A 23,039-nucleotide genomic window follows, 5' to 3' on the forward strand; every position below is an offset into this window, starting at 1 on the left:
AGAAAAACGCGCGGATGGCGCCGCGCGTTCCCTTCATTCGGGTTTAATTCGGCTATTTCAGCGCCGCATCGGTGATTTCAGTGGTGTAGGCGCCTGTCGGTTCCTTGGTGATGACCGGATCGGAGCCGCCGCCGAGCAGGGTTTTTACCGTTCGCTCGTAGTCTGCCTTGTCAAGCGCGCCCTTGGAACCGGCGGTGAGTTTGGCAACCTCGCCCATCATCCGCTTCTGGTGTTTTTCCGTCTGCGCGCCGGAGGCGTCGTTTTCGAGAACGACATCGGCGGCGTCGTCAGGGTTTTCTTCGGCCCACTTCCAGCCTTTCATGGAGGCGCGGACGAATTTGACCATGTCCTCCTTGAACTTGGCGTCTTTCAGCTTGTCTTCGAGAACGTAAAGTCCGTCTTCCAGCGTCGCCACGCCTTCGTCTTCATATTTGAAGGTGACGAGTTCTTCCGGCTTGATGCCGGCGTCAATCACCTGCCAATATTCATTATATGTCATGGTGGAAATGCAGGCGGCCTGTTTCTGCAAAAGCGGATCGACGTTGAAACCCTGTTTCAGCACGGTAACGCCATCGGCGCCGCCGGTGGTCGGGATTTTCAGATGCGCCATCCAAGACAGGAACGGATATTCATTGCCGAAGAACCAGACGCCCAGCGTCTTGCCCTTGAAATCTTCAGGCTTGGTGATGCCGGTTTCCTTCAGGCAGGTCAGCATCATGCCCGACGATTTGAACGGCTGCGCGATATTGACCAGCGGCACGCCCTTTTCGCGGGTGGCGAGTGCTGACGGCATCCAGTCGACGATCACATCGGCCCCGCCGCCAGCCAGAACCTGCGCGGGCGCGATATCCGGGCCACCGGGCTTGATGTCGACATCGAGGCCTTCGGCTTCATAAAAGCCCTTGTCCTTGGCGACGTAATAACCGGCGAATTGCGCCTGGGTCACCCATTTCAGCTGCAGGGTGATCTTGTCGGCGGCCTCAGCCCCGAATGCGGTCAGAAGTGACGCGCCGGCAAGAAGCATGGATGCAAGTTTCATTTTCATCGCTGTTCCCTTTTTCGTTATTTACGTTCGTCCCCCACGGACGGACGGATGCCAGAAGGTGACGGCCCGCTCTGCGAGCGCCACGAGACCATAAAAGCCGGAGCCGGCGAGTGCGGCGACCGCGATTTCGGCCCAGACCATATCGACATTGCTGCGGCCCATTTCCGCGGATATGCGGAACCCCATGCCGACGATGGGCGTGCCGAAGAATTCCGCGACGATGGCGCCGATCAGCGCCAGCGTGGAATTGATCTTCAGCGCGTTGAAGATGAAGGGCCAGGCGGCGGGCAGGCGCAGCTTTATCAGCGTCGGCCACCAGCCGGCGGCATAGGTGCGCATCAGGTCGCGTTCCATGTGGCTGGCGGCGGCAAGTCCCTGCACCGTGTTCACCAGCATCGGGAAGAAGGTCATGATGACGACGACGGCGACTTTCGACTGCCAGTCGAAACCGAACCACATGACCATGATGGGTGCGATGCCGACGACCGGCAGGGCGGAGACGAAATTGCCGATGGGCAGAAGCCCGCGCTGGAGGAAGGGCGAGCGGTCGATGAGGATGGCGACGAGAAAGCCGAGGCCGCAGCCGAGCACATAACCCGTCAGCACCGATTTGAGGAAGGTCTGGCGGAAATCCGCCCAGAGGATCGGCAGCGAGCCGAGAAGGCGGGCGAGGATGGCGCTGGGGGCCGGCAGCAGGATGGGCGGCACGGAAAAACCACGCACGATGCCTTCCCACAGAACCAGAAGGGCAAGGCCGAAGAGGAGGGGCACGGCGATGCGGCCGATGCGCTTTCCAGAGATCGAGGTGAAATTGCGCCGCACCAGCCATTCGTTGAAGGCCCAGGCGGCAAGCCAGAACAGGATCGCGCCGATAAACCAGAAGGGGTTCGTCATGGCCGTGCTCCCATTCTCTTGAGGACGGCGGCGTGGGCAATGCCGATGATCGACACCAGCAACGCCGCCACACCGGCGGCCATGAACAGCGCCGCCCATATCTGCACCGTCTGGCCATAATAGGAGCCGGAGAGCAGGCGCGCGCCGAGGCCGGCGACGGCGCCCGTCGGCAGTTCCCCGACGATGGCACCCACAAGCGCAATCGCAATGGCGATCTTCAGCGAGGTGAAAAGATAAGGCAGTGCGGAGGGCCAGCGCAGCTTCCAGAAGATCTGGGCCGGTGAGGCATTATAGGTGTGCATCAGATCGAGCTGGAGGCTTTCGGGGCTTCTTAAGCCCTTCACCATGCCGACGACGATGGGGAAGAAGGAGAGGTAGGTGGAGATCAGCGCCTTCGGCAGAAGCCCGGAAATGCCGATGGAGTTCAGGACGACGATGATCATCGGCGCGATGGCGAGGATGGGGATCGTCTGGCTGGCGATGATCCACGGCATGACCGAGCGGTCCATGGCGCGGTTGTGGATGATGGCGACCGCGAGGAGAATGCCCAGCACTGCGCCTATGGCGAAACCGAGCAGGGTGGCCGAAAGCGTGATGCCGGCGTGGTAGACGAGGCTGCGCTTGGAGGTGATGGCCTTGTTGACGGTCGTGTCCCAGAGTTCGGCGGCGATCTGGTGCGGGGCCGGGAGGACCGGGCGCTCCTGCGCGAAGGTTTGCGGCAGGAGTTCGAAGAAACCCGGCGTCTGCCCGGCGCGGGTGGCCTGATCGCGGGCGAAGGGCATGTTGAGGTAGATGACGGCGATGTGCCAGAGGATGAGGATGGCGAGGAGGACGGTGAGGATGGGAAGGACGCGGTGGCGGAGGAGGGTCATGGGGTTTTGCTCCGCCGATCATTCCGAGGGTGAGGCTTCCCCCCCTCTGTCCTGCCGGACATCTCCCCCTCAAGGGGGGAGATCGACTCGTGGGTGGGTCTCGGCCATCTCACTGTTTGCGAATGGAATGGAGGTAGAGCCGCCTGCCTTCTTCTCCCCGAGGGGGAGAAGGTCGCGGCAGCGGGATGAGGGGGCAAGGGTAGCGGTAGGCCGCAACCTTGCCCCCTCATCCGACCCTTCGGGCCACCTTCTCCCCGGCGGGGAGAAGAAACGTGTGGCAACCTCCCGCCAAATGAGCCAATGCTGGCGCTGACCTCACCCGTCATAACTATGCCCCGCCTTCAACCCCTCACGCACCCGATGGGCAATGGCCAGAAACTCCGGCGTCTCCCTGATCTCCAGCGGCCTTTCCCGCGGCAGCGTGGATGTAATCACATCAGTCACTCTCCCCGGCCGCGGCGACATGACGACGATTTTCGTCGAGAGATAGACCGCTTCGGGAATGGAATGGGTGACGAAACAGATGGTCTTGCCGGTCGTATCCCAGAGTTTCAGCAGCTGTTCGTTTAGATGATCGCGAACGATCTCGTCCAGCGCGCCGAAAGGCTCGTCCATCAACAGCAGGTCGGCATCGAAGGCGAGTGCGCGGGCGATGGAGGCGCGCTGCTGCATGCCGCCGGAAAGCTGCCAGGGGTATTTCTTGCCGAAACCGGTGAGGTTGACGAGGTCCATCGTGCGGTCGATGCGCTCGCGCTGCTCGGCCTTGCTGTAACCCATGATTTCAAGCGGCAGGGCGATGTTCTTTTCGATGCTGCGCCACGGGTAAAGTGCGGCGGCCTGAAAGACGTAACCGTAAGACCGGTCCCTGCGGGCGTTTTCCGGCGTCGTGCCGTTGACGGTGATCTCGCCTGACGTGTGTTTTTCAAGATCGGCGATGACCCGCAGGAAGGTGGTCTTGCCGCAGCCGGAAGGGCCGATGAAGGAGACGAAATCGCCCTTTTTTACATCCAGATCGACATTGGACAGCGCGTGGACCGGGCCATCCCCCGTTTCGAAGGTGAGGCCCAGCTTTTTGGCGGAAACGACGGAATAGGGAGAGGCTTGGTTCATCTTTGCTGATTGTCGCTTTCCGTGAGCGCTGCGCGCGCCAGCGGCAGCATCTGGGTTTCCGTCAGTCTGGCGATGGTCACGCCGGTGTTACGGTCGAGATCGAGCCAGCGCACTTCCTCGATTTCCGCCTGCGGCATGACTTCGGCTTGAAGTCTGGCGGTAAAGGCATGGGCGACGACATCGGCGCCCGGTTCATTGGCGGCTTCCTCGCGAAAGATGCCCTCATAACGAACGGCATGTTCGGGCAGCGTCAGGCCGATTTCCTCGGCCAGTTCGCGGTGCAGCGCCTGCTCCGGCGTTTCGCCCGGATCGATCTTGCCGCCCGGTTGCATGAACTGCGTGGTGCCGCGCTTGCGCACCACAAGCATCTGCCTGTGCTCATTAAGGAGAACGGCGGCGGCGATGAGGATTTCGCGTTTCGGCTCGCTGCTCATGGTCATACGCCCGATGCCGGAATGCCACTACGCTCCACCTTGCGCGGCGAAACGAGTTCCTTCCAGGTGGAAAGCGCACGGCTGACGGCGGGGTAGGGGTCGCGGGCGACGAACTGGCCGTGGCCTTCCTGTGTCTCGATGGTGCCCTCCTCGACACTGACGAGGCCACGCGACAGGGTGTAGCGTGGCATGCCCTTCACCTTCTGCCCTTCGAACACGTTGTAGTCGATGGCCGATTGCTGGCTTGCGGCGCTGATGGTCTTTGTGAGCGCCGGATCCCAGACGACGATATCGGCATCGCTGCCGACGAGGATCGCGCCTTTTCTCGGGTAGATGTTGAGGATTTTCGCAATATTGGTGGAGGTGACGGCGACGAATTCGTTCATCGTCAGGCGGCCGGTCGCCACGCCATGGGTCCACAGCAACGGCATGCGGTCTTCAAGCCCACCGGTGCCGTTCGGTATCTTGCGGAAATCGCCGAGGCCGAAGCGTTTCTGCTCGGTCGTGAAGGCGCAATGGTCGGTCGCCACGCATTGCAGCGAACCGGAGGCGAGACCGGCCCAGAGGCTGTCCTGATGCTGGCGATTGCGGAAGGGCGGCGACATCACCCGGCGGGCGGCGTGATCCCAATCGGGATTGGCGTATTCGCTTTCATCGAGGATCAGGTGCTGGATCAGCGGTTCGCCATAGACCCGCATGCCGTTTTGCCGGGCGCGGCGGATGGCCTCATGCGCCTGCTCGCAGGAGGTGTGGACGACATAAAGCGGAGCGCCGGCCATATCGGCGATGATGATGGCGCGGTTGGTGGCTTCGCCTTCCACCGAGGGAGGGCGGGAATAGGCATGTGCCTCCGGCCCGACATTGCCTTCCGCCATCAGTTTTTCCTGCATTTGCGCGACGATATCGCCGTTTTCCGCATGCACGAAGGGAATGGCGCCGAGTTCCGCGCAGCGCGAGAAGGAGGCGAACATCTCGTCGTCATTCACCATCAGTGCGCCCTTATAGGCCATGAAGTGCTTGAAGGAGTTGATGCCCTTTTCCTGAACCACCGTCTTCATCTCATCGAAGACCTGCTCGCCCCACCAGGTGACGGCCATGTGGAAGGAATAATCGCAATTGGCACGCGTTGCCTTGTTGTCCCAGCGTTGCAGGGCATCGAGAAGCGATTGCCCCGGCTCCGGCAGGCAGAAATCCACCACCATGGTCGTGCCGCCGGCAAGTGCGGCGCGCGTGCCGCTCTCGAAATCATCGGCGGAATAGGTGCCCATGAAGGGCATTTCCAGATGCACATGCGGATCGATGCCACCGGGCATGACGTAACATCCCGTGGCATCGAGGATCGTGCCGCCGGTGAGGTCGGGTCCGATCTCGGTGATCTTGCCGTCTTCGATCTTCACATCGGCCTTGTAGGTGAGGTCGGCGGTGACGACGGTGCCGTTCTTGATGATGGTGGCGGTCATTGTGGCGTGTTCCCGGTGACGAGGGCTGGCAAATAACGGTCGGGATGATCGGGCAGGAAAGTCTCGGCGTTCAGGACGGCGAGGATGGTGGTGAGCGTGGAGGAGAGGTCTTCGAAAACTTCGTGGTTCCAGAACCGGAGCACGGCATAGCCCTGCCCGTTTAACCAGAGCGTCCGTTGCCGGTCGTGGGGGGAAGAGGCGTGCTGCGATCCGTCAAGTTCGACGATCAACATTTTCTCGCGGCAGACGAAATCGGCGATGTAAGCGCCAAGCGGGACTTGCCGGCTGAACTTGAAGCCGTTTAGCCGCCGGCCTTTGAGTTCATACCAGAGGCGGTATTCGGCGTCGGTCTCGTCGCGGCGGAGTTTTCGGGCTTGCGTGGTTTTGCCAGGTTGGCGTTTTGCTGCTTTTTTGCCCGTGTGGTCCACCATGAGCCTTGCCCCCTCATCCGGCCCTTCGGGCCACCTTCTCCCCGGCGGGGAGAAGAAATGGGAGGCACCGTCGCAGATTTTCATGACGCCGGTGGTAGGGTCGGGGGTGTTGCCGCGTGTTTCTTCTCCCCGCCGGGGAGAAGGTGGCCCGAAGGGCCGGATGAGGGGGCAAGGCCTCGTGGGCACGATCATTCCACGATCTCCGCAGTCTCCAGCACCGCATGCAGCAGCACATCGCAGCCAGCCTTTGCCCATTCCGGCGAAATCTCTTCCGCTTCGTTGTGCGAAAGCCCGTCCACGCAGGGGCAGAAGATCATGGTGGAAGGGGCGACCCGTGCGGTCCAGCAGGCATCGTGGCCGGCGCCGGAGATGATGTCCATGTGGCTATAACCCAGTTTTTCGGCGGCATTGCGCACGCGGCCCACCAGCACCGGATCGAAGGTGACGGGATCGAAATGGCCGATGGCCTCGATCGAGCAGCCGACGCCGAGTTTTTCGGCGATAGCGGGCACCTCGCGTTCGAAGATGGCCCGCATGTTGTCGAGCTTCGCCTGCGAGGGGGTTCTAAGGTCGATGGTGAAAACCACCTTGCCGGGCAGGACATTGCGGGAATTGGGCGTGAAGATCATCTGGCCGACGCCGGCGACGGCACCCGGCTGGTGGGCCATTGCCACTTCCTGCACTTTTTCAAGAATGCGGGCGGCGGCTAGGCCGGCATTGACGCGCATGGCCATCGGCGTCGAGCCGGTATGGGCTTCCTTGCCGGTCAGCGTCACTTCCAGCCACCACAAGCCCTGGCAATGGGTGACGACGCCGATCTGTTTTCCTTCCGCCTCCAGGATTGGCCCCTGCTCGATGTGATATTCGAAATAGGCGTGCATCTTGCGGGCGCCGACCTCTTCTTCACCCAGCCAGCCGATGCGCTTCAGCTCCTCGCCATAGGTCTTGCCGTCGGTATCGGTGCGGCTATAGGCGTAATCGAGATCGTGAATGCCGGCGAAGACGCCCGAGGCCAGCATGGCGGGCGCGAAGCGCGCGCCTTCTTCATTCGACCAGTTGGTGACGGTGATCGGGTGTCTGGTTTTGATATTGAGGTCGTTCAGGCTGCGCACCACTTCCAGCCCGGCCAGCACGCCAAGCACGCCGTCGTACTTGCCGCCGGTCGGCTGGGTGTCGAGATGGCTGCCGATATAGACCGGCAGCGCGTCCGGGTCTTCGCCGGGGCGGGTGGCGAACATGGTGCCCATGCGGTCGACGCCCATCGTCATACCCGCCGCCTCGCACCAGCGCTGAAACAGGCGGCGGCCTTCCGCATCCTCATCCGTCAGTGTGCGGCGATTATTGCCGCCGGCGATGCCGGGGCCAATCTTCGCCATGTCCATCAGACTGTCCCACAGACGGTCGCCATTGACCGTCAAGTTCTTACCCGCCGCCATGCAGTGTCGTCCTCACCTGTTTTGTTTTTATCAAAGCAAAGCTTGTGCCGTTCCCTTTTTTGCCGGTTAAGATAACAGCCATTGCCTTGTGGCGGCGATGGTGGATAAATTGACCGGCTGGTAAACATTGCAAATTCGCACTGGCGTCAGCAAGGGATTTTGTGACGAATCGCAGTAATTTTGCCTAAGCTATGAACGGCGATTATTTTTTAAGCATACTGTAGCGGCAATTGCATTGAAAAGAAACAGAGAGCTGAGAATGGCCATACCGCGCGCAGCGAAAACACAGAAGCGGACCCGCATTCAGGAGGAAAAGCAGGAAGCGATTCTTGAAGCTGCGCTCAGTGTTTTTTCCACGAATGGGTTCCGCGGCTCCACCATCGACCAGATTGCCGAGGCGGCCGGCATGTCCAAGCCGAACGTGCTTTACTATTTCCGCACCAAGGAGGCGATGCATCGCGCGCTGATCGAGCGAGTGCTGGATACATGGCTTGACCCGCTGCGCGCCTTTGACGCCGAGGGTAATCCCGAAAGCGAAATCCGCTCCTACATTCGCCGCAAGCTGGAAATGTCGCGGGATTTTCCGCGTGAAAGCCGCCTGTTCGCCAATGAAATCCTGCAGGGGGCGCCCCATATCGAGGACGAACTGAAAGGCCCGCTGAAACAGCTGGTGGATGAGAAGGCAGAGGTGATCCGCGCCTGGGTGAAGGCCGGGCGGATGGCCAAATGCGACCCCTACCACCTCATTTTCTCTATCTGGTCAACCACTCAGCACTATGCCGATTTCGATGTGCAGGTGCGGGCGGTGCTGGGGGACAGACACGGCGGCGACGGGCGTTTCGAAGATGCGGCCCGCCATCTCGAGCAGCTTTTCATGGGCGGATTACGGATAACCGGCTGAGCATCGCCGGATTCTCAGCGCCTGAGCGTGCTGTGAAAAACATGATGAAAATTATCACCTTTATACTTTACTAGAAAACTCATCTTTATTATGGTGCCCGCATCCCGAATGTCGGGGCCCAATATCGGGGTATCAAAAACCAACCGGCAGGTGAGGGAATGGCACGCAAGGAAAAGAAGAAGGCCGAACGTGGCGGCAAGCAGGGCAAGGGCGCGCCGCAGACTGAAAAGGTGGCGGCCGAAGAGCAGCTCTCGGGTCCGAAAAGCTTTCTTTATGTGGGCGGCCGTGACTGTCAGGTTGCACATCTTCGCCAGATCGCCAGTAATTTCGGCGCCGAACTGATCCACCACGATGGCGGCCTGCGTGAGGCGGTCTCGCGCATCGATACCGTGCTCCCCTCCGTCGACTGCGTTTTCTGCCCGATCGACTGTATCAGCCACGATGCGTGTCTGCGGGTGAAGTCCGGTTGCAAGAAATTCGGCAAGACGTTCATTCCGCTGCGCAATGGCAGCAAATCCAGTCTGGAGCGGGCGCTGCAGACGATGAATGAACGGACCCCCAACGATGAGCGACGAGCGCAATAATTTAAAGGGTGAAGAGCCGGCGGCAGACGAGGCCTGCCGCGTGGAACTGCACAAGATGGCCGAACAGGCTGCCGATCCGGCCCTGATGGAAATGTTTGAGATCGTCGGCGAACGTCGAAGGCGCAACCGCGCCGCGACCGCCGGCGGCAATGTGGCGATCTTTCCCCACCTGCGCACCCGCCAGCCCGGCGAAGCCCCGCCCTTCGCTCTCGGCGAGGCGGCGGAAAAAGGCCGTAACATCCTGCCGTTTCGCTGGACGCGGCGGCGTTAAGGTCGATCAGCCTTTTGGCTTCAGGAACGCGCCGGCGCAGAGCACCAACCATCCGCCGATCATGCCGAGGCCGCCCAGGGGTGCTGCGTAGGGAAACAGACTGTGGCCGGAAAAATGCCTGACGGCGAGATCACCGACAAAGATCGCCGTGCCGAGGCCGAGGATTAGGCCTGCCGGAATGGCGGTTCTGATGCGGTCCGCGCCGATATTGAGCGCCACCAGCACCGGCGCATGCGCCAGCGCCATGGCCGAGGCATTGCCCAGCATATAGGTTTCGCCGGTATGGGTCGCGGCGGCGGCAAGCATGACGCCGGCAGCACCCAGGAGGCTACCAAGCAGCAGAATGAAGGCGCGCAGTCTCTCGTGGGTCATGGCTTATCCGCTTCCTGGTTCTGCATGTGAAAGGCCAGCCGCTCCACCGGCGCCCAGATGATCTCGCGCAGCTTCGCATTTTCTATCGTCTCATCCATGGCGCGGCGGAAGCACAGCAGCCATTCATCCCGCTCGGCGGGGCCGATAGGGGCGACGAAATGGCGACGGCGCAACATCGGGTGGCCGTGTTTCTCGACATAGACGGGCGGTCCGCCAAGATATCCGGTCAGGTAGTCGTAAAACTTCGCCTCGCTGCCGGAAAGATCGGCAGGGTGGATGGCGCGGCAGCGCGCGGCCTCGGGCAGGGTATCCATCAATTCATAAAAACGCCGGGTGAGCGCCCTGACAGTCGCATCGCCACCGATCGCTTCGTAAAGGGTAACGGTCTCGCCGCTCATCGTCGCCTCCTTGGACCCTGCGGTCCTTATCGCTTTCCGGGCCAGCGAGTGCAACAGGGAAAGGCGGGATGCGACATTTGGGACATCGGTCTCGACTGCTGAAGCGCGTCATTCCGGTTTCAGGCTGAAATGACGCGCAAGCATCTACACTCAGCCAAAATTGCGGATGAGGTCGAGCCCCTTTTTCAGAAGCGTTTCGGCCTCATCCTGATTGGCGGCTTCGACGTAGCAGCGCATTTCCGGGGCGTTGCCGGAAGGGCGGAAATGAATGGTGCTGCCATCGGTGAGCGCCACGCGCAGGCCGTCGATGTCGCTCAGCGCCTTTACCGTGCCGACCGGGGCGAGGAAGGTTTCGAGATTGTCGCGGGAGGCGCGCAGATGTGTCATCAGCGCGGCGCTCTTTTCCTGGGCGAAATTTTCCAGGCGGTCGGCGGCGGCGACCGGCAGGTTGTAGGCGGCGGCGATCTGCGACAGCGGCTTTTTCTGTTCCGCCGAGAGAAGCAGCACGGCGAGAACCGGCAGGAAGCTGTCACGCGTCGGCAGAGGCGAAAGCGGCCTGCCGTTGAGCGTGAAGGCGGAGGCCGTCAGCAGGCCGCCATTGGCCTCGAAGCCCATGACGCCGTTCTTGCCGGCGGCGAGCGCCTCAGCCATGCCCGCGATCACGAAGGGGGAGCCGACCTTGGTGCGGACGACGTCGAACGAACCGTTGGCCTCGATACCCGAATTGGAGGTGACGGGGGTGACGACCACGCCGGCGCCGAGGAAATTTGCGGTGATCAGGCCGATAAGGTCGCCGCGCAGCGGCACACCGTTTTCATCGGTCAGCAGGGGGCGGTCGCCGTCGCCATCGGCGGAAACGATGGCGTCGAGACCGTGCTCCGGCGACCATTTTTTGAGAAGGGCCAGCGTTTCCGGGGAGACTGCTTCAGTATCGACGGGGATGAAGGTTTCGGAGCGGCCGAGCGGAACGACCTCCGCCCCATAATGGGCAAGCACGTCGACAAAGAGATCGCGCGCCACCGTGCTGTGCTGGTAAACGCCGATCTTGAGGCCGGAAAGCGCCTTTTCCGGCAGCAACGCGATGTTGCGCTCGTAGAAAAGTTCGGCGGCGGTGGCGGAATGGTCTTCGGCGGTCGCCGCCTCGGCACTTATGCCTTCGGCCTCGATTTCGGCGGCAAGAGCGGCAATCGCCGTCTCGTCCTGCTTGTCGATTTCGCCGTCCGGGCGGTAGAACTTGATGCCGTTGCGGTCGGCAGGGATATGCGAACCGGTGATCATCAGCGCGCCGGCCTTCAGCGACAGGCCGTAAAGCGCCAGCGCCGGTGTCGGCACGGCGCCGCAATCGAACGGGTTCAGGCCGGCTTTTTTGAGCGCGGCGATGCAGGTGGCGGAAACTTCCGGGCTCGAATCGCGGAAATCGCGGCCGACGAGAATGGGGTCGCCCGCCTTTGCCTGGCCCGATATGAGAAGGTGTTTTGCAAATGCCGTGGCATAGACGGCCGAGGCTTTTCCTTTCAGATCGACGGAGAGGCCGCGAAGGCCGCTCGTTCCAAATTTCAGGCTCATGCCAAACTCCGTTTCGATAAAATCTTTGAGGGTCAAATGGATAATGCAAAAATATAACGGTTGAAAGAACCGTATCGATCCATCCAAGTCAATCATCCCTTTCAACGTGGCCGCGAATAGGCGATGATGGCGGGACTGGTGCGGGTAACCTAAAATTCACCCGTCATATTTAAACTTGTCCGTCGATGGCGGCTATGGCGACGGTGGGAACCCTCTGTTGCCGGCCTTTTTGTGGTTCGTTCGAGTTGGATTGGCTGATGTACAGGCTTCAAAAGGCGGGACATAAGCAGGCACGCCCGCTCGATGAAAAAACGGCGCCTGCCGCGAGAACCCATGGTTCCCTGCTGGACGATCTGGTGGACGAGGACGAGGTTTTCGAGCGCACGGTGCTGAAGGAGCATCTTGAGCCGAAACCGCCGAAGGCCGCCGCTGCGCCGGCCGCTGCCGAGACGCCGGTAAAGGCTGCTTCGCCGAGCGGCAATCTGGCGGCTGCGCTGCCGGGCCTGAAACATATCGACAGGATCGGTGTGGATGACGTCATCCTCTGGCTTCGCAGAGGTGTCGTCTGGATCGTGCTGGCGATCATTCTCTGCGTCGCCGGCGCACTCACTTACGCCTCTATGACGCCGCCGCGCTACAAGGCCTATACGGATATCGTCGTTAATCCCTCCAATCTGAACGTCGTTAATGATGGGGTGTTTTCGCCCAACCAGCAGCGTGACACACAGATACTCGAGGTGGAAAGCAAGCTGCGCACCATCACTTCGCGCAACGTGCTGGCGCGGGTGGTGGACGAGCTGAAGCTCGATCAGGACCCTGAATTCATCAGCCCGCCGCCGCTTGCGCGGCTGAAGGCAATGTTCTCATCGAAACCGGAAGACGATGACAACCGCGTCGGCGCGCTTCGTTCACTGGGTGATCGGGTGGCGGCGGAACGCGACCCGCGCTCCTTCGTGGTCACGCTTTCGGTCTGGACCAATGATGCCGAAAAATCGGTGACGGTCTCCAAGGCCATCGTGAAAGCTTTCGAAAGCGAGCTGTTCCAGACGACCTCCGACAGCAGCCAGCGTGTCGTTGACGATCTCAAGAAGCGGCTGGAGGAAATGCGCGAAAATGTGACCATCGCCGAAAAGCGTGTGGCAGATTTCCGCCGCGAGAACGGTTTGCAGGAAAATAATGGCCAGCTCGTCAGCAATCTCGCCTCCGGCGAGCTCAATGCGCAGGTTCTTGCGACCCAGCAGCGGCTCATTCAGGAGGAATCCCGCCTGAAGCAGATGGAGGCGGCGATTGCCCAGAACCGCACGCAAAGCGACGCCATCTTTGACAGCCAGACCATGAACACCATCCGCGCGCAATATAGCACCCTGCAGCAGCAGATCGGCGCGATGACGCTGACCTATGGCGCACGCCATCCGCGTCTGGCGACGGCGGGTGCGGAGCGGGCAATGCTGGAACGCGGCATGGCGGACGAGGCGCGGCGCATCCTGCAGGCGGCCAAGATCAATGTCGCCGAAGCGCGCTCCTCGCTGGATGCGCTGAGGCTGAAGGCCGTGGCGGAACGCGCCAATGTCTTTACCGACAATGAGGCGCAGGTGCGGCTGCGCGATCTGGAGCGCGACGCCCGCTCGGCGGCGGCGATCTATGAGACTTACCTCACCCGCTCGCGCCAGCTTGCCGAACAGCAGTCGATCGATTCCACCAATGTGCGGGTGATTTCGCAGCCGGTTGCGCCCAATTCCAGAAGCTGGCCGCCGGGCAAGCTGACCTTCCTGATCGCCGGCGGCATGGGCGGCCTGTTCCTCGGTCTTGGCATTGCCGTGGCGCTCGGCCTCTGGGGTTATCTGCGCCGGGACGATCACGCGGATGTCGTGGCGCGGTAAGACGAGGCGGCTGCGTGTCGCCTTATTCTTCCGAAATCAGACCGTCATAAACCTCGAGCAGGGCGGCGGCGATGGCGGCGCCCAGCGCATTGCCGGCATCGCGAATACCGGCCTCGTCTCCATCGCGAACCGAAATGGCAAGGTCGGACGCTTCGTTGGCGACGATTTCTTTTGCCCGTTCTATCGCCCAGAGGCCGAAATCGCCGCGATTGTCGATCGAGATTGTTTCCATGGCCGGAGCCCTTCCGTGGTTTGATTTCCGCGTCCCTTAACCCATCGGTTGGAAAACCGGAATAGTCAGAAAATGTGGCGCACAACCTTCAGGCGTGTAAAATGCCCACTGCATACGGGGATTTATAAAAATATTAATGATAGTTCTTCGTAGTGTCTGAAGCCTTATACCCTATGCATAAGCGTGACTATAACAATGAAACGATGCCTATCTTGGACACCGGACAGATCATGACAGGGAGAGAGATGCCGGATGCGGGAGCGCCGGGCCAGGCATGGCCGGTTATTTCCCTTGCGGCACTGCCCATCACTGACGCGACCATCGATGAAACGGCGCGGGATTTCATCCTGCGTGCGGGAAGCGAGCGCGTGTCCGGTGCAAGACCGTTTTATTCGACCTCGGCGAACGGCCAGGTCATTGCGCTTTGTCATCACGACCGGGAATTCGACGCCATGCTGCGGCAGGCGGACCAGATTCATGCCGATGGTATGTCACTGGTGATCTTCTCCCGAAAATTCTGCCGGCAGGCGCTGAGGGAACGGGTCGCGACGACCGATCTCGTTCATGCGGTCGCCAAGCGTGCCGAAGAGACGGGAAGCCGGTTTTATTTCCTCGGCGGTTCGGAAGAGGTGAACCGTGCGGCGGTCGAAGAAATGCAGAGGCTCTATCCGCGTCTCGTATTTTCGGGACGGCGCAACGGTTATTTCAGCCGCGCCGAGGAAGACGCAGTCCTTGCCGATATCGCCGCTTCGAAAACGGATATTCTCTGGGTCGGCTTCGGCATTCCGCTGGAGCAGCGTTTCGTTTCGCGCAATCTCGACAGGCTTTCCGGCGTCGCCGTGATCAAGACCTGCGGCGGCCTTTTCGATTTCCTTGCCGGCAAGAACAGCCGGGCGCCGCAATGGATGCAGGATATGGGGCTGGAATGGCTTTATCGGGCAATGCTCGAGCCGAAACGTCTCGGAAAACGATATCTGCTGACCAATCCCATCGCCATATATTCGCTGTTGAAGTATCGCTTCGGGGCGTCGGGTCAGGGCCGTTAAAGGCGCGGCAAGCCCCTTCGGTGACAGGCATATCGCATTGCATCAAGTAAATCAGGCTTCGCTAACGTATTGAGCGAACGGGATTTGCCGCTGAATTTCGTTGCAACTGCGAAGGAGCGCGCTACACTGTCCCAATATTAAAAATTTATTCGAATCCGAGATATTTTGGGGAAGCCGATGGTGATTACGTCCATTTCTCTTTTCATATATGGAATTGGCACCGCCACATCTCTCGCCATGACCTATATTGAAGGTGCCCGCCGCGACAAGAACTGGGATTTTTACCGGGTGACCGGCATTGTCCTGTGTTTCTTCTGGCCGCTGCTGGTGCCGCTCCTCGTTGTCGCAACAGCTTTTTCGGCGCTTGGTTTGCAAAAACGACGCCCGACCATGCTGTCGTTCGGCAGGGAAAAGACCCTCAGCTAAACCGGCGGCGGAGCGATTGCGGTCAGGTCTTCTTCGCCGGCGCCTTGTAGGGCGTGAGTGTGATGCCGAGGCTTGCCATCACCCGGCCGATGGACATCAGCGGCGGATGTGTGGCGGGCAGCCATGCGCCGGTTTTCAGCCCGGCGGAAACGGCGCGCAACAGAGACAGGCACAGGCTGACGGTATTTTTGGCGGCGAGCAGCAGCCCTCCCTTCAGGCCGGGGCGGCGGGCGCGGTCGATGCTGTAATTGATGATGCCGGTGCGGAGCGAGCGCTCCATGATCCAGCGCGGTGCCATCCGGCTTTCCGGCACATATTCGATGATGACGGCGCGGGCATTCCAGGCGAATTTGAAACCGGCCTTGCGGCAGCGGGTGAAGAAATCCATGTCGCCGCCGCCGAGGAAGTTGAACTGCACATCGAATTCCGGTTTCGGCAGGGTCTCGAACACCCGTCGCGAGATCAGGCAATTGCCCGATCCGTGGATTTGCTCGACAAGACCTGTCGGCGCTTCGATGGAGCCGAACAGCGGATGCGACAGGACCGCCTTTGACGCGGGCGCATCGAATTCCCGGTTGACCGGTCCGCCGACGATGTCGACGCCGAAGGATTTCGCCGCTGAAACCATTTCGGCAAGCCATTGGGGGGAGGCGGCCTCGTCGTCATCGATCATCAGGAACCACTCAGCCGAAGCATAGCTTTGCCGGGCGGTGCGGAAGGCCGTGTTGATGGCGTAACAATTGCCCTGCGTCGGCTCCACCAGCGCCTGACCGTTCACGCCGTTCTCGGAGAAAAATGTGCGTGCGACGGCGAGACCCTGCTGGCCTGCGCCGTCATTATCGACCACGACAATGGCGAAGGGAAAATCAACCTTCTGGGCCGCGAGTGACCGAAGCGTCTTTTTCAGGCCTTCCGGCCGGCGGAAACTCGGAATGCACACCACCGCTTCCGGCATGATCTCGGACATGGAAACTCCTAAATTCCGGCAAGCGCTGCGGCGGAAAAAACGACGGCCCTGAGGCTTTGGCGCGGGCGGTTGAGGAAGGTGTCGGCCAGCGCCGAAAAAGCCTCACGGTAACGGCGGGCGCGGAAGGCCTGCGCCACGGTATAGGCGTTCATATGGTTCTCCGAACGGCGGCGAAGCCGTCGCAGTTCCGGCGGCGAAATGGCGGCGACGATGGCCGGGTCGGAAAACACAGCCTCGATCGCCGGTTCGCAATCCCGGAATGTCAAAAGCCGGTTCATCATCACGCTCGTCCTGTGCACCCGGTAGTCGAGCACATGGCAGCCGGCCAGATAGACAAAACGGCCGGCAGCGGCCAGCCGGCACCAGCCATACCAGTCTTCGGCATAACGCAAGGTCTCGTCGAAACCGCCGAATTCCTGAAAGATGCGGGTTCTGACCAGCATGATGCCGCCATTGACGATGAAGTTTCCGCCGAGCAGCGGCTGGAGAATGAAACCATCGGGTTTTTCCCGGCGGCGGATGAGGTTGCGCCGACCGGTCTTGAAGCCATCTTCATCGATGCGTTCGTAATCGCCATAGACGGCGACGACATCCGGCCCGGAGATGCCGGCGCAAAGGGCCGCGATGGCGCCCGGTTTCAGGCGATCGTCGGCATCGAGGAACATCGTCCATTCGCCGCGCGCCTGCGACAGGCCGAAATTGCGCACGGCGGAAACGCCCTGCCTTCCCTGCGGCCGGGCAAGCAATTTGACGCGGGGATCGGAAAAACCCTCCACTTTCTGCGCGGTGGTGTCGGTGGAGCCGTCATCGACGACAAGCACTTCACCGATGGTCTCGCCCTGCAGCAACACGCTTTCGATCGCTTCCACGATGTAACGCTCGCCATTGCGAACGGGAATGACAATCGAAACGGAAACCAAGACTTCAAACTCCCTGCGGCGTGGGCCAAGAATTCGCACAGCGAAGTTACTACCGCATTAAGCGGGTCTGGCCAATTATGACGTGGTATAACGTCGGTTAACCTTGCAAATCTTTAATATCCTTTTCCTATGATAGGGATGTTATGTTTTGGGAATAAAGGTTGCGGAGGCGGGCGAATGCGGATCGGGCGGCGGAATTTTATAGGCGGTGCGGCAAGCGCTGGCCTGCTGCATGCCGTGGCCGGCCCGGCCTTTGCCGCGCAGAAGAAAGCCACGATCAAAACCGCCCCCTATGGCGCGGCCGTCTACCTGCCTGACCTTAATGCCGATAGCCGCATCGGCGAGGCGGTGGTGAAATATTGCTCGCGCATCACCCCCGTCACCGAAATGAAATGGGAGGTGATGCGGCCTTCGGCGGAGGTTTTCGATTTCGCCGCTGCCGATGCACTCGCCAATTTCGCGCGCCAGCACAAGCTAGCCATGCATGGCCATCCGCTGATCTGGTATGCCTCCAACGCGCCTTGGCTTGCCAGTGTTGGCGGCGCCAAGGTCGAGAAGCTGATGGAAACCCATATCGTCACCGTAATGGAGCGGTATAAGGACGTGATCCACAGCTGGGACGTGGTCAACGAACCGATCCCCGATGTGCCGGGCAATGTGCGGGCGCGGCGCGATGCCTGGTATTATGGCGCGGGTCCTGACGCCATCAAGAAGGCTTTCGAGATCGCCCATGCGGTCGATCCGAAGGCGCAGCTCGTGCTCAACGAATATGATGTCGAATTTGCCGCCGAGAAATCGCCGGCCAAACGCGCCGCTTTCCGCAATCTCATCCTCGAACTGCTGGAAAAGGGCGCGCCGATCAACGCCGTTGGCCTGCAGGGGCATTTGCGCGGCGGCTGGCCGATCGCCAAGGACGAGCTTGCCGCCTTCACGACGGAAATGCGCAGCTACGGTCTTGCCGTCCTGGTGACGGAGCTTGACGTGATGGACCAGACGCTGCCCGCGCCTGAGGCCGAACGGGATATGCTGATCAACGGTCAGGTCCGCGAGTTTCTGGAGGCCGCCTCGGCGGGCGGCGCGCTTTCCTCCATCACCACATGGGGCATCTCGGATCAATATACCTGGATCCGCTGGGCCTATCCTCGCCGGGACGGTACCGCCAACCGACCACTGCCGCTCGACTGGAGTTTCAACGAAAAACCCATGATGGCCGTCATCAATGAATTCCGCAACCGTGGTGCATGACTATGAATGCTGAAATGCCGCTTCCTCCCGTGCAAAAGGCGCTGCAAATCAACCTCCATCCCTTCGATGCCCCGCATGCGGCCCTGACGCTGCCGCATCAGCTCAGGGTCTGGGGCGGGCAGGTGGACCGCATTTTGCTGACGGTCGATACGGGCCAGGTGGGGGCGGGGCGGTACAAGGGCAATGGTTTCGATGCGGCGCGCCAGCGTCTCTTCGACATGCTGGAGGAAATGCAGACCAATTATCCGCATCTCTCTGTGGATATCGTCGATTACAGCGATGCGGCGCGTGATACGGTGACGCAGACCTTCTTTTCGCGCTCTCCCATCCCCTATCCCGCCAAGGCTTTCGATGGCGGGCCTTTCCATGTCTATTTCTACGGGCTGAAACGCGCCAATGCCCGTTACGTGATGCACATGGACAGCGACATGATGTTCGGTGGCGGCAGCCAGAGTTGGTTCAGTGAGGCGATTGCATTGCAGAAGGCCAATCCGGATGCGCTGTGCATCACGCCCTTTTCCGGGCCGCCGACGGTTCGCGGCGATCTGGATATTTCCCGCCATGTCGGCATGCCCGGCGTGAAGAACATCCCTGCGCCGCGCAAGCTGCCGTCGCGCATTCCCACCTGGCGTTTCGCCACCGTGTCCACCCGGCTGTTCATGATCGACATGGACCGTCTTGCGAAAAGGATCGGCTCGCTGGAACTGCTCAGGCCCGATGTCAAACGGCGTATCCGCTCCTATGCCTATAACCAGCAGCCGGTCTCCATGCCTGCCGAGGAAGTGCTGAGCACCAACATGATGCGCACCGGCGTTCACCGGCTCGATTTTCTCGGCACGGGCAAGGGCATGTATTCGCTGCATCCGCCCTATCGTTCGCCGGAATTCTATGCGGCTCTACCCTCCATCGTCGAGCGCATCGAGAAGGGCGATATTCCCGAAGGCCAGCTCGGCGATTTCGATATCAACGGGTCGATGGTGGACTGGGGAAGCGCGCTGGCGGCCAAGACGCGCTCCAAACGTTATGCGAAAGCGCTGCGCCATCTCATCTCGGCGAATGTCGGGCGGTTCCGCAAGGCTTGAGGGCGTCGCGACCGTGTTCCGCTCCGGGGCCGGGCAGGAACCTCAATAGTCGGTGATGAGTTTGCTCCAGCTTTCCGAGCACAACCCGCCAATATAGATGTCGCCGCCCAGCGCCTTTTCCCTCAGCGCGTCATCGCGCGTCGCCATGCAGAAATAACCGTCGTGGCGGAAGCTCATGTGGTTCTGGCGGTAAAGCGCGTTGATGAGAAAGGGCTGCGCCATGCCGGTGACATGGGCATAGTTTTCATCATCGAAATGGCGGAACAGGGTGTTGAGCACATCGTTTTCGCAGCCGGCATCGCAGACGAGATTGAGCACATAGGCCGTTCTTCCCCGCTGGCCGAAAAACAGTGCGGCGCCCATGGCGTGACCTTCGGCATTCTCGATCATCACGCTTTTCAGTTCGCCGAGGCTTTCATTGGCCTTGCTCATCTCTATCAGCCAGTGGAACTCTTTGTGAGACCATTCCGGGCGGATGGAAAAACGCTCGATCATCGCGAGCGCGCTGCGTCGGAAGGTTTCGTAATCCACGGTTCTCACCCTGGCACCAGCGGCCTCCTGCGGCCTCAGACCCTTTTTCCACCGCCGCAGGATTCCATCCACAAGTCCAAGCGCGGCGAGCGCCAGCGTGGTTTTGGCCAGTTTCGAGCGGCGCGGCATGCGCAACGCTATGGTGCAGAAGGGCTTGAGCGCCTTGTGCCATTGCAGGCTTTCAATCGGCAGCATGTCGCCGCCGGTCGCCACCCAGTGATCGGCGCTGACAGGAGAAGCCGTATCCGAGAACAACATGTCGTGTTTGGATGCCCGCATGCCGCGGGACAGGCGCGCCGCGCCGAGCGCGCCGCGTTTCCCGTCCGATGCGAAGGCGCAAAGCAGCCGGGCGGTAATCGTTTTTCCATTCGCAACGAAGCGCATGGGCACGGCGAGAATGACGCTGGTGACCCCGTTTTCCCCGGCGTCGTAGACAACGCTGCCGTTTTCCGGGCTGAAGGCGGGACTGCCGAAAAACAGTTTTTCTATATAGGAGCGGAAGTCGAAATTGCGCTCCTGCCCGGTCTTCCTGAAAGCGCTGTTGAGGACGGCTTCGACGGCGGGCACGTCATCCCTGCGCATGGGGCGAACGCCGGAGACACCTGGCTGAACCGGGCGTTGTGGCGACTGACCACTATCGCCGTCGTCCATTTTGGTGTGTATCGGAACGTCCACCGTCGGCCCCCAAGCTTTTGCGCATAGATGAAATCAACCATAGGCAGCGTATATTTTAATGTATTAATATAGATATAAAACCGGCGATACGCTCGGGTGTGAAATATCGAATTGAAGATAAATCACATTTATATCAACAAGTTGGATTTATAATCCTGCGCTATTCGAGGTTAACAAGATATACTCACATAAGCAACCGGTGGATGAAATGTGGATCATTTTTTGCGGATGCTTTTTTGGGTGCCGAAGTTTAACTTTTGGAAATGACTGTCTTGATTTTTGTCTCCCGATTTTGATTTCCCGAGGGCAAAGCGTGCGTTCACGGCGCTATCTCCTCGTGCATCGCGGATAACCCAAAAATCGCATTGGCGGGCCGGCCATTGTGGAGAAAGACGGAGGGGAACCGGACAGGCCCAGAAGCGGGCGTCGCTCCGACATCGCCAGACGCACAGGTTTCCGCTGTTGTTCGTCCAAGGTGATATTTTGAAATGATTTTTCGTTACAAATATGTAAAAGAGCCGATTGTTGCGCGCGTCTGTGGCTATTTTCGCTAAACATGCGCGGCTCAAGTCTTTGTTATTGTGCACGTCGCACCGCGAGACCCTGGCTATTGGCGAGGCGGCACTAAAAACGGATCGGCAAGGTCAATCGATGACAGATACAGGCGCCTGTGCGCTCGAGGCGGATGACATCCACAAGAGCTTCGGCACGCATGAAGTTTTGAAGGGCGTTTCACTGAAAGCCCACAAGGGCGATGTCATATCGATCATCGGCTCGTCCGGTTCCGGCAAGAGCACCTTCCTGCGCTGCATCAACTTTCTCGAAACGCCGGATCGCGGCCGGGTCATCGTCAATGGCGAGGAAATCGCCACGAGAACCGGTCGTGACGGCAAGGCCGTGCCGAAAAACTGGCGGCAGGTGGAAAAACTGCGCACCGGGCTTGGCATGGTGTTCCAGAATTTCAATCTCTGGGCCCATCGCACCGTTCTCGAAAATGTCATCGAGGCGCCGGTTCACGTTCTGGGCGTCAGGCGGCAGGAGGCGGTCGAAAAAGCCGAGGCTCTGCTGAACAAGGTCGGGCTTTATGACAAGAAAAACGCCTATCCGGCGTTCCTTTCCGGCGGACAGCAGCAGCGCGCCGCCATTGCGCGCGCGCTCTGCATGGAACCGGCGGTGATGCTGTTCGACGAACCCACCTCGGCGCTTGACCCGGAACTGGTGGGCGAAGTGCTGAAGGTCATCCGCGATCTGGCCGAGGAAGGCCGCACCATGCTGCTTGTCACCCACGAAATGCGCTTTGCGCGGGATGTTTCCTCGGAAGTGATGTTTCTGCATCAGGGTAGGGTGGAGGAAGCGGGACCGCCGGCGCAGGTGTTCGGCAACCCCACAAGCGCCCGGTGTCGTGAATTCACCGGCGCGCTGGCCAATTGACCCTTTTGCCTGACAGTTCGTATTCAACAGGAGAGACTTTAAATGAAATTCTTCGCTACGCTGCTTGCCGGAACGGCATTTGCGTTTTCCGCCTTCACCGCCAGCGCCGATGTCCGCTTCGGTATCATGAACGAATCCTACCCGCCTTTCTTCGCCAAAGACGCTACCGGCAAGTGGCAGGGCTGGGAAATCGATCTCATGGACGCCGTCTGCGCGGAAATGAAGGAAAAATGCTCGATCGTCGAGCTATCCTGGGATGGCCTGATCCCGGCGCTGCAGACCAAGAAGTTCGACGTCATCTGGTCGTCCATGTCCAACACGGAAGAGCGCCAGAAGGTGATCGATTTCACCGACAAATATTACAACACACCGAGCAAGCTGATCGGCGCCAAGGGTGAAAAGGCGGGTGCGACGGCCGAGGACGTCAAGGGCAAGACCATCGGCATTCAGGTCGCGACCATCCAGTCTGAATATTACAAGAAATATTTCGCTGATGTCGCTGACGAAAAGACCTACCAGACGCTGGACGAGGCGTTTCAGGATCTGGCCGCCGGCCGTATCGACTATGTGTTCGGTGACTCGCTGGTTCTCGATGCCTTCGTGAAGAGCGATGCCGGCAAGGATTGCTGCGCCGACATGGGCAATGTGGCCGACGACAAGCAAATCCTTGGTCTTGGCGTTTCCGGCGGCCTGCGCAAGGACGATACGGAACTGAAGACCAAGCTGAACGCCGCTCTCGCCGCCGTCCGCGCCAGCGGGAAATATGACGAAATCACCAAGAAGTATTTCAGCTTCGATATTTACGGCAGCAAGCCCTGATCGGTCACATC

At 60.2% G+C, this 23,039-nt stretch carries 24 protein-coding genes and 1 pseudogene; 10 read left to right on the top strand and 15 right to left on the bottom strand.

Features of this window, described 5'->3' with window-relative positions; translation table 11 throughout:
• Nucleotides 1-52: 52 nt before the first annotated feature.
• The 8 genes from PL597_RS18770 to PL597_RS18805 form a co-directional block, all read right to left on the bottom strand.
• Nucleotides 53-1,045 (bottom strand): ABC transporter substrate-binding protein, encoded by a 993-nt coding sequence (locus PL597_RS18770; protein ID WP_271365949.1) that lies wholly within the window; start codon nucleotides 1,043-1,045, stop codon nucleotides 53-55.
• A gap of 21 nt (nucleotides 1,046-1,066) precedes the next feature.
• Nucleotides 1,067-1,939 (bottom strand): ABC transporter permease, encoded by an 873-nt coding sequence (locus PL597_RS18775; protein ID WP_271365950.1) that lies wholly within the window; start codon nucleotides 1,937-1,939, stop codon nucleotides 1,067-1,069.
• Nucleotides 1,936-2,811, bottom strand: coding sequence for an ABC transporter permease (locus PL597_RS18780; protein WP_271365951.1), 876 nt, complete (start codon nucleotides 2,809-2,811; stop codon nucleotides 1,936-1,938). The genes PL597_RS18775 and PL597_RS18780 overlap by 4 nt, the downstream gene beginning before the upstream one ends.
• A gap of 315 nt (nucleotides 2,812-3,126) precedes the next feature.
• Complete coding sequence (locus PL597_RS18785) at nucleotides 3,127-3,921, bottom strand: ABC transporter ATP-binding protein (protein ID WP_271365953.1); 795 nt, start codon at nucleotides 3,919-3,921, stop codon at nucleotides 3,127-3,129.
• A complete protein-coding gene (locus PL597_RS18790; RefSeq protein ID WP_271365954.1) occupies nucleotides 3,918-4,361 on the bottom strand; it encodes an NUDIX hydrolase in 444 nt (147 codons plus the stop codon). Before PL597_RS18790 ends, PL597_RS18785 begins: the two co-directional genes overlap by 4 nt.
• Nucleotides 4,358-5,815, bottom strand: coding sequence for a dihydropyrimidinase (gene hydA, locus PL597_RS18795; protein ID WP_271365956.1), 1,458 nt, complete (start codon nucleotides 5,813-5,815; stop codon nucleotides 4,358-4,360). The genes PL597_RS18790 and hydA overlap by 4 nt, the downstream gene beginning before the upstream one ends.
• Entirely contained in the window at nucleotides 5,812-6,246 is a 435-nt protein-coding gene (locus PL597_RS18800) for an endonuclease domain-containing protein (protein ID WP_271365957.1), read from the bottom strand. The genes hydA and PL597_RS18800 overlap by 4 nt, the downstream gene beginning before the upstream one ends.
• A 188-nt stretch (nucleotides 6,247-6,434) precedes the next feature.
• Nucleotides 6,435-7,682 (bottom strand): Zn-dependent hydrolase, encoded by a 1,248-nt coding sequence (locus PL597_RS18805; RefSeq protein ID WP_271365958.1) that lies wholly within the window; start codon nucleotides 7,680-7,682, stop codon nucleotides 6,435-6,437.
• 259 nt (nucleotides 7,683-7,941) lie between these two features.
• Here PL597_RS18805 and rutR point away from each other — a divergent pair, with 259 nt between their 5' ends.
• The 3 genes and pseudogenes from rutR (at nucleotide 7,942) to PL597_RS18820 (ending at nucleotide 9,438) form a co-directional block, all read left to right on the top strand.
• Nucleotides 7,942-8,583 (top strand): HTH-type transcriptional regulator RutR, encoded by a 642-nt coding sequence (rutR, locus tag PL597_RS18810; protein ID WP_077981450.1) that lies wholly within the window; start codon nucleotides 7,942-7,944, stop codon nucleotides 8,581-8,583.
• A 260-nt stretch (nucleotides 8,584-8,843) separates the two neighbouring features.
• Nucleotides 8,844-9,167 (top strand): annotated as a pseudogene (locus PL597_RS18815) (DUF2325 domain-containing protein); the annotation flags it as partial.
• Nucleotides 9,148-9,438, top strand: coding sequence for a hypothetical protein (locus PL597_RS18820; protein ID WP_271365960.1), 291 nt, complete (start codon nucleotides 9,148-9,150; stop codon nucleotides 9,436-9,438). The pseudogene PL597_RS18815 and the gene PL597_RS18820, both read left to right, overlap by 20 nt.
• A gap of 6 nt (nucleotides 9,439-9,444) precedes the next feature.
• On the opposite strand, the gene PL597_RS18825 is transcribed toward PL597_RS18820, so the two are convergent.
• The 3 genes from PL597_RS18825 to uppO all read right to left on the bottom strand — a co-directional run bounded on the left by PL597_RS18825 (nucleotide 9,445) and on the right by uppO (nucleotide 11,774).
• A complete protein-coding gene (locus tag PL597_RS18825; protein ID WP_142913652.1) occupies nucleotides 9,445-9,810 on the bottom strand; it encodes a DUF423 domain-containing protein in 366 nt (121 codons plus the stop codon).
• Nucleotides 9,807-10,208, bottom strand: a complete 402-nt coding sequence (locus PL597_RS18830; protein ID WP_142913653.1) for a globin domain-containing protein — start codon at nucleotides 10,206-10,208, stop codon at nucleotides 9,807-9,809. The genes PL597_RS18825 and PL597_RS18830 overlap by 4 nt, the downstream gene beginning before the upstream one ends.
• Before the next feature lie 150 nt (nucleotides 10,209-10,358).
• Nucleotides 10,359-11,774, bottom strand: a complete 1,416-nt coding sequence (uppO, locus tag PL597_RS18835) for a polysaccharide biosynthesis phosphomannomutase UppO (RefSeq protein WP_191217853.1) — start codon at nucleotides 11,772-11,774, stop codon at nucleotides 10,359-10,361.
• 257 nt (nucleotides 11,775-12,031) lie between these two features.
• On the opposite strand from uppO, the gene uppM reads away from it, so the two are divergent.
• On the top strand, nucleotides 12,032-13,654 hold the full coding sequence (uppM, locus tag PL597_RS18840) for a polysaccharide biosynthesis protein UppM (RefSeq protein WP_271365961.1): 1,623 nt from the start codon (nucleotides 12,032-12,034) through the stop codon (nucleotides 13,652-13,654).
• A gap of 22 nt (nucleotides 13,655-13,676) precedes the next feature.
• Here uppM and PL597_RS18845 read toward each other — a convergent pair whose 3' ends face one another.
• On the bottom strand, nucleotides 13,677-13,886 hold the full coding sequence (locus PL597_RS18845; protein WP_003509414.1) for a hypothetical protein: 210 nt from the start codon (nucleotides 13,884-13,886) through the stop codon (nucleotides 13,677-13,679).
• Nucleotides 13,887-14,131: 245 nt separating this feature from the next.
• On the opposite strand from PL597_RS18845, the gene uppL reads away from it, so the two are divergent.
• Together uppL and PL597_RS18855 are read left to right on the top strand one after the other, a co-directional pair.
• Nucleotides 14,132-14,932, top strand: coding sequence for a polysaccharide biosynthesis UDP-hexose transferase UppL (gene uppL, locus PL597_RS18850; RefSeq protein WP_271365971.1), 801 nt, complete (start codon nucleotides 14,132-14,134; stop codon nucleotides 14,930-14,932).
• 177 nt (nucleotides 14,933-15,109) lie between these two features.
• Entirely contained in the window at nucleotides 15,110-15,358 is a 249-nt protein-coding gene (locus PL597_RS18855) for a hypothetical protein (RefSeq protein ID WP_271365963.1), read from the top strand.
• Nucleotides 15,359-15,380: 22 nt separating this feature from the next.
• Here the strand turns inward: PL597_RS18855 and uppJ are convergent, their stop codons facing one another.
• Both uppJ and uppH read right to left on the bottom strand, forming a co-directional pair.
• Nucleotides 15,381-16,325, bottom strand: coding sequence for a polysaccharide biosynthesis UDP-hexose transferase UppJ (uppJ, locus tag PL597_RS18860; protein ID WP_271365964.1), 945 nt, complete (start codon nucleotides 16,323-16,325; stop codon nucleotides 15,381-15,383).
• Nucleotides 16,326-16,333: 8 nt separating this feature from the next.
• On the bottom strand, nucleotides 16,334-17,245 hold the full coding sequence (gene uppH, locus PL597_RS18865) for a polysaccharide biosynthesis endo-1,4-beta-xylanase UppH (protein WP_271365965.1): 912 nt from the start codon (nucleotides 17,243-17,245) through the stop codon (nucleotides 16,334-16,336).
• A 177-nt stretch (nucleotides 17,246-17,422) separates the two neighbouring features.
• Here uppH and uppI point away from each other — a divergent pair, with 177 nt between their 5' ends.
• Together uppI and uppG are read left to right on the top strand one after the other, a co-directional pair.
• Nucleotides 17,423-18,490 (top strand): polysaccharide biosynthesis UDP-hexose transferase UppI, encoded by a 1,068-nt coding sequence (uppI, locus tag PL597_RS18870; RefSeq protein ID WP_142913658.1) that lies wholly within the window; start codon nucleotides 17,423-17,425, stop codon nucleotides 18,488-18,490.
• A gap of 2 nt (nucleotides 18,491-18,492) precedes the next feature.
• Nucleotides 18,493-19,572, top strand: coding sequence for a polysaccharide biosynthesis glycosyltransferase UppG (gene uppG / locus PL597_RS18875; RefSeq protein ID WP_269824543.1), 1,080 nt, complete (start codon nucleotides 18,493-18,495; stop codon nucleotides 19,570-19,572).
• Nucleotides 19,573-19,614: 42 nt separating this feature from the next.
• On the opposite strand, the gene PL597_RS18880 is transcribed toward uppG, so the two are convergent.
• Complete coding sequence (locus PL597_RS18880; protein ID WP_165691104.1) at nucleotides 19,615-20,685, bottom strand: GNAT family N-acetyltransferase; 1,071 nt, start codon at nucleotides 20,683-20,685, stop codon at nucleotides 19,615-19,617.
• 744 nt (nucleotides 20,686-21,429) lie between these two features.
• Here PL597_RS18880 and PL597_RS18885 point away from each other — a divergent pair.
• On the top strand, nucleotides 21,430-22,209 hold the full coding sequence (locus PL597_RS18885; RefSeq protein WP_271365966.1) for an ABC transporter ATP-binding protein: 780 nt from the start codon (nucleotides 21,430-21,432) through the stop codon (nucleotides 22,207-22,209).
• A 42-nt stretch (nucleotides 22,210-22,251) separates the two neighbouring features.
• Nucleotides 22,252-23,028: a transporter substrate-binding domain-containing protein gene (locus PL597_RS18890; protein WP_137410828.1), complete on the top strand. Its 777-nt coding sequence runs from the start codon at nucleotides 22,252-22,254 to the stop codon at nucleotides 23,026-23,028.
• The last annotated feature ends 11 nt before the right edge of the window (nucleotides 23,029-23,039 follow it).

This window comes from Agrobacterium sp. ST15.13.013 (assembly GCF_027956525.1).
In the GTDB taxonomy this organism is placed as follows: domain Bacteria; phylum Pseudomonadota; class Alphaproteobacteria; order Rhizobiales; family Rhizobiaceae; genus Agrobacterium; species Agrobacterium salinitolerans.